This is a genomic window from Cellulomonas sp. SG140 (genome assembly GCF_025770785.1).
Lineage (GTDB): Bacteria > Actinomycetota > Actinomycetes > Actinomycetales > Cellulomonadaceae > Cellulomonas.
In genome coordinates this window covers 501,249-513,745 of record NZ_JANZLA010000002.1, presented here as the reverse complement: position 1 = coordinate 513,745, position 12,497 = coordinate 501,249, and the positions used below count along the sequence as shown (strand labels likewise).

Genomic DNA, 12,497 nt, shown 5'->3' with positions numbered 1-12,497 from the left:
GTGGCTCGGCCCCGTCAAGGCGCTTGGGCTGCGGCCTGCTGAGGCCGGTAGGTGGCTGACCCGCCACGCTGGACTCGGTCCGTGGGGCGGCAAGCACGACATGTTCCCAGGAGCTCGTCTTGCAAGATGGGCTGACTGCCTGTGTCTACTGTTTGATCTGCCCTGCCCCACCCGCGATGACGACGTCGAGGCGCGCGGCGAGGTCACGATCGCGAATGGCACGCGCGTGCTGGTAATGCAGCGCCATGGCGGGCGTGGAATGGCCGGCGCGGGCCTGGAGTTCCGCAACGGAGGCGCCGGCCTCGGCCAGCAGAGACAAGCCTGCGTGGCGCAGGTGATGGAAGCGGAAGGTCAGTGGAAGCCCGCTCCGGCGCGCGGCGCGCTTCACCGCGTCGGCGAACGTCTGCACGGGCGGGGGCGACCCCGGAGTGCGGCCGACGAAGAGGAGCGCGTCTCCACTGCCCCCGACTCCGATCAGGTGGCGCTGGAGTGCCTCAACGACGATGTCAGGCATCGCGATGTCCCTGATGCCGGCGTCGGTCTTCGGCGGCCCGAACATGGCGACGCCGTCGATCCAGGTCACGCCCCGCCGGACGTGCACGATCCGGGTATCGAGGTCGACATCACGCCGCCTGAGGGCCAAGACCTCCCCGACCCGCATTTGGCACCATGCGCCCAGGTGGATCGCTGCCGCGTAGCGCTCACCCACCGCTTCCGCGAGGTCTGCGACCTGATGCGGGGTCAGCACCTCGACAGGCGTCACGGCGCGCGCCTGTCCGGCGCCTCGGATCCGACAGGGGTTCGCGGCGATCAGGTCGTCCGACACTGCCGTGGCCAGCACGGTGCGCAGGAAGGCGTAGACGCGTGCTCGACCAGTGGGGTGCGCCGAATCCAGCTCGTGGTGCCAGGCGCGGACGTGCTCAGGGGAAATCTCGTCCAGTCGCATCCCACCGAGTCGCTTCGGGCTGAGATGGAGCCGCAGGTAGCTCTCGTACGTGCGTCGTGTGGACGGCCGCAACGGCTCACCGCGACCGTTCCGGCGTTCCGCGATCCACTCCGCGACGTAGTCGCGCAGCCGCGGCGGCCGGGATGCCTGGACCGCCTTCGGCGATCCCGCCGCGACCTGCTCGAGCGAGACCTGGGTGCGGGCGAGCCAGGCCCGTGCTGCGGTCTTCGTGGAGAAGGTCGTCGGGGCCGACTTCCATGAGCCGACACCAGTTGCGTAGCGGGCCCGGTAGCGTCCCGAGGGCAGCGCTTCGACAGAGCCGAATGAGCTTCGTCCTGGCACCGCCCGCCCCCTCGGCGTGGAAGATACGTGGAAGATCTCTCTTCCACGCGGTTCGTAAGCAGGCCCCGATGTTCCCCTCATCCGCCTAGGTTGTCGGGCCGTTCCTGCACGTCAGAGGCTATATCCGGTAAGGTCGTAGCACCAGCGTCAGCTGCCCCGCAGAGGCGGTTCGAATCCCACTCGGGGCACCACTCTGACCTGCGATGACGTACCGACGTGCAGCACCTGTGACGGGCCAGTCGGGTCACCTGCTACCCGACCACGACGCTGCGGAGCAGCGCCCCCGCGGCGTCGAGCGCCTGGACCTCGACGTAGCTGCCGGGGTGCTTCACCGGGATCGCGGTCTCGAAGCCCGCTCGTGGCACGGTGGCCGCCGGCGCCGCATCGGAGGCGTCGCTCCCGGTGAGCACCCGCCACGACGCCACCTGCGTCGCGCCGTTCCAGCTGACGTAGACGGTCCCCGCCGATCCGCTGCGCCGCAGCACCGCATCCGGCGGCGCCGTCGGCGTGCCCGTCCACGGCGCGACGAACGCCCGGTAGCTCGAGCCGGCGGTGAAGGTGGCGTCCGAGAGCAGCTGGCCGGCGCCCGTGTACTCGGAGTAGTACGGCTCTTGGCCCCAGCCGACCACCACGTTGCCATCCGGCAGCACCTGAACGTCGCCCTGCGTGGCCGCGGCCCTGGTCGCAGGCGGGAGGTACTGGACGACGAGCGTCGCCGTCATGGTCGTCGTGTCCAGCGACAGTCGCACTCCCCGTGAGGACGTCGGCGGGGCCTCGTTGTCGAAGAGGGTGACGGTGCCGTCGGCCTGCCGACGCGCGTCGTGCTGCCACGCGAACGCGGCTCCTGGCCCGAAGGTGAAGCTGCTGTGCCGCCCCCCGAGCTGCCACGTGACAGCACCGGTCCCGCGCGCGACCTCGTACACCGTGTGCGTGTTGCGCGCCGAGATCAGCAGGTGGTCCGGACCGTCCAGCGACACCGAGTTCATGTGCAGGTAGTCGAACGGGTTCGCCTGCGTGCCCTGGCCGGGCGACAGCGGCTGGAACGTGTCGGAGATCGGCACGTGGTCGAGCGAGCGCCACTCGAACAGGACGCGTCCGGTGGCGATGTCCACCTCCTGCGCGACGCCCTCGAGCACCCAGCCGTCCTTCGGGCCGCCGATGCTGCTCAGGTCGGCACGGACCTCCGGGTACGACGTCAGCAGCATCGTGCCCCGCGGCGTGATGGTCGTCTCGTGCATGTCGGCCTGATGAGGGCCGAGGTCACCGCCGGTGGTCACCGTGGCGACCTGCGTGTACGTCTGGTCCAGGACGACGACGTCCCCGTGGCCGTACGACGAGGACGCCCCTACCCAGTAGGTCAGCACGGGCCTGCCCTGGTACGTCTGCTCGCGGAAGTCGAACGTCCCCGTGCTGGATCCGGCGACCCACACCGGCTGGCCGTGGGCGTCGACGATCAGCTCGCCCTGCATGGCGACGCCCGTGTCCAGGTCCTTGGGGCCGAGGAACACGTCCGCGCTCTCAGCCGCAGGTGCCAGCGCCAGTCCCGCGTCGGCGGTGGTGGCCGTGATGACCGGCGGCGTGAGGTCCGGGCGGGACACGAAGTGCCGAGCCGGGGCCTTGGTCACGGCGGACGAGGTCGGCGTCGGGGTCACCGCGGCGGGGTGCTGCACCGCCGGTGCCCAGCCGGTCAGCGCCACGGTCAGGACGGCTGCGAGCAACCACCCGGCACGGGGCGTGATCGAGGGACGCATCGAGGCACCCTCGCACGGGGTCCTGGAGCCCGCCTGTGCGGAGCCGGTCCCCTGCCTGTGTCCCGGGGGCCGCGCCGGCCCGCGGCGAAGGTCGGTCGCAAGAGCCGAACGTCCCACTCCGTGGGCACTCGTGGACACATCGTGGACACCGCTCCTAGCCTCGACGCATGACCGGTCGACCCAGCGCGTCCCGCGCCGCCGCCGTGAGCACCTTCGTGCCCACGGCGAGCTGTCGACCGGCTCCGGGCCGCGCCGTCTGCGCGCCTCGGCGCTCGTGTCAGCTCTGTCGCTGACCACCCCCTGACGCGGCCCTCGTCCGCGTCCTTGGCCAGGACCGCAGCGCCGTCGAGCGTCTGTCGCTGCGCCACGCCAGCCCTCGCCGGCTGCACCCGCACGCCCCGCCCCCGATCCGGTGGGCGGGTCACGTGCGCGCTGAACCGCTCGTCACCCGAGGAGAACCATGTCCACCTCGTCCCCCACCAGCACCGTCCGAGCACCTCGCACCGCTCGTCCGGCCCACCAGTCGTCCAAGCCCAACGGGCAGTGGGCGGTCGACGGCCGGGAGCCGCTCAACGGCAACGAGGCGATGAAGGCGCAGGACAACGGCCTCAACGTCCGGGAGCGGATCGAGCAGGTCTACGCGCAGCAGGGCTTCGACTCGATCGCCGACGACGACCTGCACGGGCGGTTCCGGTGGTGGGGCCTGTACACGCAGCGAAAGCCGGGGATCGACGGCGGACGCACCGCCACGCTGGAGCCGCAGGAGCTCGAGGACCGCTACTTCATGCTGCGGGTGCGTGTCGACGGCGGGGCGCTCACCACGGAGCAGCTGCGGACGGTCGGCGGCATCTCCACCGAGTTCGCGCGGGGCACGGCGGACATCACGGACCGGCACAACATCCAGCTGCACTGGGTGCAGATCGAGGACGTGCCCGAGATCTGGCGTCGCCTCGAGGCGGTCGGGCTCAGCACCACCGAGGCGTGCGGTGACGTCCCACGCGTGATCCTCGGCAGCCCCGTCGCCGGCATCGCGGCCGACGAGATCATCGACCCGACGTGGGCGATCAACGAGATCGCCCGGCGCTACATCGGCGACCCGGAGCTGTCGAACCTGCCGCGCAAGTACAAGACGGCGCTCACCGGCCACCCGAGCCAGGACGTCGTGCACGAGATCAACGACGTCGCGTTCGTCGGCGTGGTGCACCCCGAGCTGGGCCCCGGCTTCGACCTGTGGGTCGGCGGCGGCCTGAGCGTGGCGCCGCGGCTCGGTGAGCGGCTCGGGGCGTTCGTCAGCGAGGAGCGCGTGCCCGAGGTGTGGCTCGCGGTGACGCGCCTGTTCCGCGACTACGGCTACCGGCGGCTGCGCAACCGGGCGCGGCTGAAGTTCCTGCTCGCGGACTGGGGAGCCGAGCGGTTCCGTCAGGTGCTGCAGGACGAGTTCCTCGGCTATGCCCTGCCCGACGGTCCACCGGCTCCGCCACCGACCCGGTCCGGGGACCACGTGGGCGTCCACGAGCAGAAGGACGGGCGGTTCTACGTCGGCGCCGCGCCCTACGTCGGGCGGGTCTCCGGGCCGTCCCTGGTGGCGATCGCCGACCTCGCGGAGAGCGTCGGCTCGACCCGACTGCGCCTGACGCCGTACCAGAAGCTCCTGGTGCTGGACGTGCCGGCCGAGCACGTCGGCACCGTGGTCGACGGGCTGCGCGCCAACGGCCTCGAGGCGGAGCCGAGTCCGTTCCGCCGGTCGACGATCGCGTGCACGGGCATCGAGTTCTGCAAGCTCGCCATCGTCGAGACGAAGGCGGCGGCCGTGCGCGTCGTGGACTCGCTCGAGGAACGGCTCGGAGACCTCGACGCCCTGACCCCGATCGCCCTGCACATCAACGGCTGCCCCAACTCCTGCGCCCGGATCCAGACCGCCGACATCGGCCTGAAGGGTCAGCTGGTCCAGGGCGAGAACGGTGAGCAGGTGCCCGGCTACCAGGTGCACCTCGGGGGCGGCCTCGCGTCGGCGGACCGCGAGGAGCCGGGGCTCGGCCGCACCGTGCGCGGTCTCAAGGTGACCGTCGACGGCGTCGCCGACTACGTCGAGCGCGTGGTGCGGCGGTACGTCGCCGACCGCGCCGAGGGTCCCGACCGGCCCGAGACCTTCGCGGAGTGGGCCCACCGCGCCGACGAGGAGGCACTGCAGTGACCGCACCGACCCGCACCCGCCGCACCGACGACGAGCTCCGCGCGGTGGTCGAGGAGGCCGCCCCCCGGCTGGCCGAAGCGCCCGCCACGGAGGTCGCCGCCTGGGCCGCGCAGGAGTTCGGCCCGCTGCTCGCGGTGGCGTGCTCGATGGCCGACGCCGTGCTGCCCCACCTGGTCGCGCAGGCCGCTCCGGGGGTGGACGTGCTGTTCCTCGAGACCGGCTACCACTTCCCCGAGACGATCGAGACCCGCCGCGTCGTCGCCGAGAAGCTGCCGGTGCGCGTCGTCGACGTCCTGCCGCGGCAGACGGTCGCCGAGCAGGACGCCACGCACGGCAAGGACCTCTTCGCGCGGGACCCGGCGGCCTGCTGCCGGCTGCGCAAGATGGAACCCCTCGCCGAGCAGCTCGCCGGCTACGAGGCCTGGGTGACCGGCGTGCGTCGCGAGGAGGCGCCGACCAGGACGAGCACGCCGATCGTCACCTGGGACGCCGCGCACGGGCTGGTGAAGATCAACCCGCTGGCGGCATGGACGTTCGACGAGCTGCTGACCTATGCGTGGGCCAACGAGGTGCCCCTCAACCCCCTGCTGAGCGACGGCTACCCGTCGATCGGCTGCCAGCCGTGCACCGCCCGGGTCGCCCCGGGCGACGACCCCCGATCCGGCCGCTGGGCCGGCCTCGCCAAGACCGAATGCGGGATCCACCGATGAGCACCACGACCACAGCCACGGCCGCACCGGCCGCCGGCCGGACCGTCGACCAGGCGCTGCCGCCGCGCCGGCTGACCCAGCTGCAGACCCTCGAGAGCGAGTCGGTCCACGTCTTCCGCGAGGTCGCCGCCGAGTTCGAGCGCCCCGTCCTGCTGTTCAGCGGTGGCAAGGACTCCGTGGTGATGCTGCACCTGGCGCTGAAGGCGTTCTGGCCGGCACCCGTACCGTTCCCCGTGCTGCACGTGGACACCGGGCACAACTTCCCCGAGGTGCTGGCGTACCGGGATGCGACGGTCGACCGCCTGGGCCTGCGGCTGGAGGTGGCGCGGGTCCAGGACTACCTGGACGACGGCCGGCTGCGGGAGCGCACCGACGGCACTCGAAACCCGCTGCAGACGCTCCCCCTGCTCGACGCGATCCGTGACCACCGTTTCGACGCCGTGTTCGGCGGCGGCCGCCGGGACGAGGAGAAGGCGCGGGCCAAGGAGCGGATCTACAGCCTGCGCGACGAGTTCGGCCAGTGGGACCCCCGCAACCAGCGCCCCGAGCTGTGGAACCTCTACAACGGCCGCCACGCACCCGGCGAGCACGTCCGCGTCTTCCCGCTGAGCAACTGGACCGAGCTGGACATCTGGCGCTACATCGCGGCCGAGCGCATCGCGCTGCCGTCCCTGTACTACGCGCACGACCGTGAGGTGTTCCGGCGCGACGGCATGTGGATCGCCGTCGGTCCGTACACCGAGCCGCGGGAGGACGAGCCCGTCACGGTCCGGAGGGTCCGCTACCGGACCGTCGGCGACATGTCCTGCACCGGCGCGGTCGAGAGCGACGCGGCCGACGTGCAGGACGTGGTCAATGAGGTCGCCGCCACGCGGCTGACCGAACGAGGCGCGACCCGTGCCGACGACCGCCTGTCGGAGGCCGCCATGGAGGACCGCAAGAAGGAGGGGTACTTCTGATGGCGACGCTGCTGCGCCTGGCCACCGCCGGATCCGTGGACGACGGCAAGTCGACCCTGGTGGGCCGTCTGCTCTACGACTCCAAGTCCGTGCTGACCGATCAGCTCGACGCCGTCGCACGCGTCAGCCGCGACCGCGGGCTCGAGGCGACCGACCTCGCGCTGCTGACCGACGGCCTGCGTGCCGAGCGCGAGCAGGGCATCACCATCGACGTCGCGTACCGCTACTTCGCCACCCCGCGCCGGTCGTTCATCCTGGCCGACTGCCCGGGTCACGTGCAGTACACCCGCAACACGGTCACGGGTGCGAGCACGGCCGACGTCGTCGTCCTGCTCGTCGACGCCCGCAAGGGCCTGCTCGAGCAGACCCGCCGCCACCTCGCCGTCGCGTCCCTGCTGCGGGTGCCGCACGTCGTCGTCGCGGTGAACAAGATCGACCTGGTCGGCTTCGACGAGGCGGTGTTCGCCGACGTCTCGGCGCAGGTGCAGGCCGCTGCCGCCGATCTCGGCCTCGACGACGTCCGCACCCTGCCCGTGTCCGCCCTGGACGGCGACAACGTCGTCGACCGTTCGGCGCGCACCGCCTGGTACACCGGACCGAGCCTGCTCGAGCTCCTCGAGGAGCTGCCTGCCGGCGTCGATCCGGCGACGGAGGCCTTCCGCTTCCCCGTCCAGGTGGTGCTGCGCCCGCAGGACGCGGCGCGCGACCCCCTGCTGCGGGACTACCGCGGTTACGCCGGTCAGATCGCCGCCGGCGTGGTGTCGGTCGGCGACCCCGTCGTCGCGCTGCCGTCCGGTCGCACCAGCACCGTGCAGGCGATCGACACCGCGGACGGTCCCCTCGAGGTCGCGTTCGCGCCCCAGTCGGTGACGCTGCGCCTGGCGGACGACCTCGACATCGCCCGCGGTGACCTGCTCGCCGCCGCGGTCGACGCACCGACCACGACGCAGGACCTGCAGGCGACCGTCTGCTGGCTGTCGGACCGGCCGCTCCGGCCGGGCGCACGCGTGCTGGTGAAGCACACCACCAGGACCGTGCAGGCCGTGGTGCGCGAGGTCGACGGACGTCTCGACCTCGACACCGCGCAGCTCGAGCCGGCCGACGCGCTGGAGCTGAACGACATCGGGCAGGTGCGGCTGCGCCTGGCCTCGCCGGTCGCCGCCGAGGAGTACGTCGTGGCGCGGCGGACGGGGGCGTTCCTGCTGGTCGACGCGCACGACGGCATGACGCTCGCCGCCGGGATGGTCGGTGACCCGCTGAGCGCGGCGCGGTGTCCGGGCGCACGGCCCGTCCAGTACGCGATCTGATCCGGACGCGATCTGAGGCGGGTCCCTGCTGCCCGAGCACACCCACCGAGAGGCACCTGCATGTCCCGCACCACCGTCCCCAGCGGGCGGGCTATCCAGCCCGCATCGTCACGGCGTCGGCTGCGCCGCCTGCTGAGCGGTGCCGCCGTCACCGTCGTGGCCGCGACGCTCGCCGCCTGCAGCCCCGCCGCGGGTGCCGCGGCGCCGGTGCAGACCGGCCCGGCCGGTGAGCTGCGCCTCGGCTACTTCGCCAACGTCACCCACGCCCCCGCGCTCGTCGGCGTCGGCCGCGGCCTGTTCGCCGCCCGGCTGAAGGCGGCCGGCACCCCGACCCTGACCACCCAGGTGTTCAACGCCGGTCCCGCCGCGATCGAGGCGCTGAACGCCGGTGCGGTCGACGCCGCCTTCGTCGGGCCGAACCCGGCGATCAACGGCTTCATCCGGTCCGGCGGCGACGCGCTGCGGATCGTCGCCGGCAGCACGTCGGGAGGCGCCGAGCTGGTCGTCCGCACCGGGATCACCTCGGTGCACGACCTGGTGGGCACCGACCTCGCGACGCCGCAGCTGGGCGGCACGCAGGACGTCGCGCTGCGGTCCTGGCTGCACGACCAGGGGCTCCGCAGCCCCCTCAGCGGCAGCGGAGACGTGACGATCACACCGACGGACGACGCGCAGACGTTCCAGCTGTTCACCGACCACCGGATCGACGGGGCGTGGCTGCCCGAGCCGTGGGCGTCCCGGCTGGTGCTCGAGGGCGGCGCCCACGTGCTCGTCGACGAGAAGGACCTGTGGCCGGGCGGCAGCTTCGTCACCACGCACCTGATCGTGTCGCGCCGCTACCTGGCCGCCCACCCGGACACGGTCCGCGCCCTGCTGCAGGGCCTGCAGGACTCGGTCGACTGGTTGCACGCCAACCCGGGCTCAGCAGCGAGCGCCGTCAACGCCCAGCTCGTCGCCACCGGCGGCAAACCCCTGTCCGACCAGGTGCTGGCACGCGCGTTCGCCGAGACCGCCTTCTCCACCGATCCGCTCGCCGCGACGCTCAAGACGTCCCTGGCGCACGCCGTCGCCGCAGGCACCGCGCACCAGGCCTCGATCGACGGCATCTACGACCTGCGCCTGCTCAACGAGCTGCGCAGGCAGTCCGGCGCGGCACCGGCGTCGGCCGCAGGCCTCGGGAAGGAATGACCCATGACCTCCACCGCCATCTCCCAGGACGCGGGTCCCGTCGCTGACGCCCTCCGGGTCGAGGGCGTCAGCAAGCAGTACGCCGGGACCGGCGCACCCGTGCTGGACGGCATCGACCTCACCCTGCGCCCGGGCGAGTTCGTCTGCCTGCTCGGGGCCTCGGGCTGCGGCAAGTCGACGCTGCTGTCGATCCTCGCCGGCCTGGAGCGGCCGACGGCCGGCACCGTGCACGTGCCCGGTGGCAGCGCAGCCCTGATGTTCCAGGAACCGGCGCTGCTCCCGTGGCTCACCGCCGCCCGCAACATCGAGCTCGCCCTGCGGCTGAACGGCGTGCCCGCCGCCCAGCTGGCAGTCCGTGCGGCAGAGCTGCTCGACCTCGTGCACCTCGCCGGCGCGGGCGCCAAGCGGGTGCACGAGCTGTCGGGCGGCATGCGCCAGCGGGTCGCACTGGCCCGGGCGCTGGCCCAGGACCGCCCGGTGCTGCTGATGGACGAGCCGTTCGCCGCGCTCGACGCGATCACCCGCGACCTGCTGCACGACGAGCTCGAGCGCATCTGGCTGCGGACGGGCCGGACGGTCGTCTTCGTCACCCACAACGTCCGCGAGGCCGTCCGTCTCGGGCAGCGGGTGCTGCTGATGTCGAGCCGTCCCGGGCGCATCGTGCGGGAGTGGACCGTCGACATCGAGGGTCATCGGCGCATCGAGGCGCCCCAGGTCGCCGCCCTCGCGGTCGAGATCACCGACCACCTGCGCAAGGAGATCCGCCGCCATGCCGTCTGACAGCACCGTCCGGACGGTGCCGCCCGCACCGGCTACCGATCCCTCCGACGTGGACCGCCGGCTCGAGGCCGGGCTCGACGCGCTGCAGACGGTCGACCAGGACCGTGCGGGCCGCGTCCGCCGCCGGCTGACCGGTGCGTGGCCCCCGGCCCTGGCACTGGTGCTGCTGCTCGCCGGCTGGCAGGCCTTCGTGGCTCTCGGCGTCAAGCCTCGGTACGTGCTGCCGGGGCCCGCCGACGTCGCCGGCACGCTCCTGGGGCTGTGGCGCGCGGGCGACGCCCAGACCGCCCTGCTGACCAGCCTGGGACGGGGCCTCGCCGGGTTCGTCGTCGCGGTGGCGATCGCCACCCCTGCCGGGCTGCTGGTCGCGCGGGTGCGCTGGCTGCGGGTGTCCGTCGGGCCCCTGATCTCCGGGCTGCAGGTGCTGCCGTCCGTCGCCTGGGTACCCGCCGCGATCATCTGGTTCGGGCTGTCCGACGCCACGGTGTACTTCGTCGTGCTGATGGGCGCCGTGCCGTCGATCGTCAACGGCCTCGTGTCGGGGGTCGACCAGGTCCCGCCGCTCTTCCGACGGGTGGGCCGCGTGCTCGGTGCCGGCCCATGGCAGCAGGTCCGCTACGTCCTGCTGCCGGCGGCGCTGCCGGGGTACGTCGCCGGCCTGCGGCAGGGATGGGCGTTCTCGTGGCGCTCCCTCATGGCGGCCGAGATCATCGCGGTCGGCGGCAGGATCGGCTTCGGGCTCGGCTCGCTCCTGGAGCAGGGCCGCGAGCTGAGCGACATGACGACCGTGATCGCGGCGATCGTGCTGATCCTCGTGGTGGGCGTCACCGTGGAGCTCGCGTTCTTCGCCCCGGTCGAGCGCGGCCTGCTGCGCCGGCGCGGGCTGTCGGCGGAGACCGCACGATGACGGACCTTCCGCAGTACCCGCTCACCCTCTCCGTCGCGGGACGCCGGGTCCTCGTGGTGGGCGGTGGACCGGTCGCCGCGCGGCGCGCACGCACCCTGGTCGACGCCGGTGCCGCCGTCCACGTGGTCGCGCCCCAGGCTGACCCCTCGTTGGCGGACCTCGCCGCCGAGGGCACCATCACCTGGTCGGGCCGCCGCTACCGGAGCGGTGACCTGGACGGGGCGTGGCTGGTGCACACCGCGACGGGGGATCCGGACGTCGACGGACAGGTGCTCGCCGATGCGGACGCCGCCCGGGTCTGGTGCGTGCACGCCGGCGATGCGGCGCAGGCGACGGCCTGGGTGCCGGCGGTCGCCACGGTGGACGACGTCGTGGTCGCGGTGAACGCCGGCGGCGACCCTCGGCGCGCGAGCGGGCTGCGGGACGCCATCGGCGCGCTCCTGAAGTCGGGCTCCCTGCCGCTGCGCCGGCGACGCCGCCCTGCTGCGGGCACGAGCACGGCCGCACGCGCCGTCGGCTCGGTCGCCCTCGTCGGCGGCGGCCCCGGTGACCCCGGCCTTCTGACTCTCCGCGGCCGACGCCTGCTCGCCGAGGCCGACGTGGTCGTCGTCGACCGGCTCGCCCCGCACGCCGTGCTCGCCGAGCTCGACCCGGACGTGCTGGTGGTCGACGTCGGCAAGACCCCCGGTCATCACGCCGTGCCGCAGGACGAGATCAACGCCCTTCTCGTCCAGCACGCCCTCGCCGGCCGGCGGGTCGTCCGCCTCAAGGGCGGCGACCCGTACGTCTTCGGCCGTGGCTCCGAGGAGGCCGAGGTCTGCCGCCGCGCCGGCGTGCCGGTCGAGGTCGTGCCGGGGGTGACCAGCGCCGTGGCCGTTCCCGCGGTGGCCGGCATCCCGGTCACCCACCGCGGTGTGGCGAGCGGCTTCACGGTGGTGACGGCGCACGACGACATCGGCGCCGTCCCCGCGGTTCGCGACCACACGGTCGTGCTCCTCATGGGGGTGGCCGGCCTGGCCGGGGCCTGCCGGGCGATGCGGGCCGCAGGCCGCCCCGACGACACGCCCGTCGGGATCGTCGAGGACGCTTTCGGGCCGGGCGAACGCGCGACGGTCGGGACCCTCGGGACGATCGCCGACCTGGCCGAACGGGTCGGCGTGCGATCGCCCGCCGTCACCGTCGTCGGCGACGTCGTCCGCCTCTCCCCTGCCTGGAGGGACGCGCACGCCGGTCGCCGTGACGTCAGTGGCTCCCCCGCAGCACCATCCGCATGATGCGCGCGTTGAACACCACGAAGCGCGTGAGCTGATAAGGCACGTTGCGTCGACGCCGGAGCGTGCCCGCGGTCGGCAACGGTGCTGTCGTCAGGTCCACGACCGGCTGGTCGCCGGGCAGTGCGTTCAGGCTCGTCAT

At 73.0% G+C, this 12,497-nt stretch carries 11 protein-coding genes; 8 read left to right on the top strand and 3 right to left on the bottom strand.

The annotated features are described in order from the left end of the window. Positions 1 to 145: 145 nt before the first annotated feature. Both N0B34_RS06165 and N0B34_RS06160 read right to left on the bottom strand, forming a co-directional pair. Positions 146 to 1,288, bottom strand: a complete 1,143-nt coding sequence (locus N0B34_RS06165) for a tyrosine-type recombinase/integrase (protein ID WP_263730430.1) — start codon at positions 1,286 to 1,288, stop codon at positions 146 to 148. 251 nt (positions 1,289 to 1,539) lie between these two features. Then, a complete protein-coding gene (locus N0B34_RS06160) occupies positions 1,540 to 3,039 on the bottom strand; it encodes an arylsulfotransferase family protein (RefSeq protein ID WP_263730429.1) in 1,500 nt (499 codons plus the stop codon). Between the two features lie 460 nt (positions 3,040 to 3,499). Between N0B34_RS06160 and N0B34_RS06155 the strand changes: the two genes are divergently transcribed. From N0B34_RS06155 to cobA, 8 genes are read left to right on the top strand one after another with little or no spacing between them, the layout of a single operon-like run. After that, complete coding sequence (locus N0B34_RS06155; protein WP_263730427.1) at positions 3,500 to 5,233, top strand: nitrite/sulfite reductase; 1,734 nt, start codon at positions 3,500 to 3,502, stop codon at positions 5,231 to 5,233. Beyond that, positions 5,230 to 5,943 (top strand): phosphoadenylyl-sulfate reductase, encoded by a 714-nt coding sequence (locus N0B34_RS06150; protein WP_263730426.1) that lies wholly within the window; start codon positions 5,230 to 5,232, stop codon positions 5,941 to 5,943. Before N0B34_RS06155 ends, N0B34_RS06150 begins: the two co-directional genes overlap by 4 nt. Beyond that, positions 5,940 to 6,902 (top strand): sulfate adenylyltransferase subunit CysD, encoded by a 963-nt coding sequence (gene cysD, locus N0B34_RS06145; protein ID WP_263730425.1) that lies wholly within the window; start codon positions 5,940 to 5,942, stop codon positions 6,900 to 6,902. The genes N0B34_RS06150 and cysD overlap by 4 nt, the downstream gene beginning before the upstream one ends. Next, positions 6,902 to 8,209: a sulfate adenylyltransferase subunit 1 gene (locus N0B34_RS06140; protein ID WP_263730424.1), complete on the top strand. Its 1,308-nt coding sequence runs from the start codon at positions 6,902 to 6,904 to the stop codon at positions 8,207 to 8,209. Before cysD ends, N0B34_RS06140 begins: the two co-directional genes overlap by 1 nt. 60 nt (positions 8,210 to 8,269) lie before the next feature. Then, complete coding sequence (locus N0B34_RS06135; protein WP_263730423.1) at positions 8,270 to 9,397, top strand: ABC transporter substrate-binding protein; 1,128 nt, start codon at positions 8,270 to 8,272, stop codon at positions 9,395 to 9,397. A gap of 3 nt (positions 9,398 to 9,400) precedes the next feature. Next, the gene (locus N0B34_RS06130) at positions 9,401 to 10,177 is read left to right on the top strand and encodes an ABC transporter ATP-binding protein (RefSeq protein WP_263730422.1); all 777 of its coding nucleotides are present in this window, start codon (positions 9,401 to 9,403) and stop codon (positions 10,175 to 10,177) included. After that, the gene (locus N0B34_RS06125) at positions 10,167 to 11,084 is read left to right on the top strand and encodes an ABC transporter permease (RefSeq protein ID WP_263730421.1); all 918 of its coding nucleotides are present in this window, start codon (positions 10,167 to 10,169) and stop codon (positions 11,082 to 11,084) included. The genes N0B34_RS06130 and N0B34_RS06125 overlap by 11 nt, the downstream gene beginning before the upstream one ends. Continuing rightward, entirely contained in the window at positions 11,081 to 12,358 is a 1,278-nt protein-coding gene (cobA, locus tag N0B34_RS06120; protein ID WP_263730420.1) for a uroporphyrinogen-III C-methyltransferase, read from the top strand. The genes N0B34_RS06125 and cobA overlap by 4 nt, the downstream gene beginning before the upstream one ends. On the opposite strand, the gene N0B34_RS06115 is transcribed toward cobA, so the two are convergent. Next, the gene (locus N0B34_RS06115) at positions 12,327 to 12,497 is read right to left on the bottom strand and encodes a hypothetical protein (RefSeq protein ID WP_263730419.1); all 171 of its coding nucleotides are present in this window, start codon (positions 12,495 to 12,497) and stop codon (positions 12,327 to 12,329) included. The genes cobA and N0B34_RS06115 overlap by 32 nt on opposite strands.

What these genes read in the sequence shown, in the direction of transcription:
- N0B34_RS06125 (WP_263730421.1), top strand. Translation starts at nt 10,167, where the DNA reads ATGCCGTCTGACAGCACCGTCCGGACGGTGCCGCCCGCACCGGCTACC.
- N0B34_RS06135 (WP_263730423.1), top strand. Translation starts at nt 8,270, where the DNA reads ATGTCCCGCACCACCGTCCCCAGCGGGCGGGCTATCCAGCCCGCATCG.
- N0B34_RS06155 (WP_263730427.1), top strand. Translation starts at nt 3,500, where the DNA reads ATGTCCACCTCGTCCCCCACCAGCACCGTCCGAGCACCTCGCACCGCT.
- N0B34_RS06160 (WP_263730429.1), bottom strand. Translation starts at nt 3,039, where the DNA reads ATGCGTCCCTCGATCACGCCCCGTGCCGGGTGGTTGCTCGCAGCCGTC.
- N0B34_RS06115 (WP_263730419.1), bottom strand. Translation starts at nt 12,497, where the DNA reads ATGACGAGCCTGAACGCACTGCCCGGCGACCAGCCGGTCGTGGACCTG.
- N0B34_RS06130 (WP_263730422.1), top strand. Translation starts at nt 9,401, where the DNA reads ATGACCTCCACCGCCATCTCCCAGGACGCGGGTCCCGTCGCTGACGCC.
- cobA (WP_263730420.1), top strand. Translation starts at nt 11,081, where the DNA reads ATGACGGACCTTCCGCAGTACCCGCTCACCCTCTCCGTCGCGGGACGC.
- N0B34_RS06140 (WP_263730424.1), top strand. Translation starts at nt 6,902, where the DNA reads ATGGCGACGCTGCTGCGCCTGGCCACCGCCGGATCCGTGGACGACGGC.
- cysD (WP_263730425.1), top strand. Translation starts at nt 5,940, where the DNA reads ATGAGCACCACGACCACAGCCACGGCCGCACCGGCCGCCGGCCGGACC.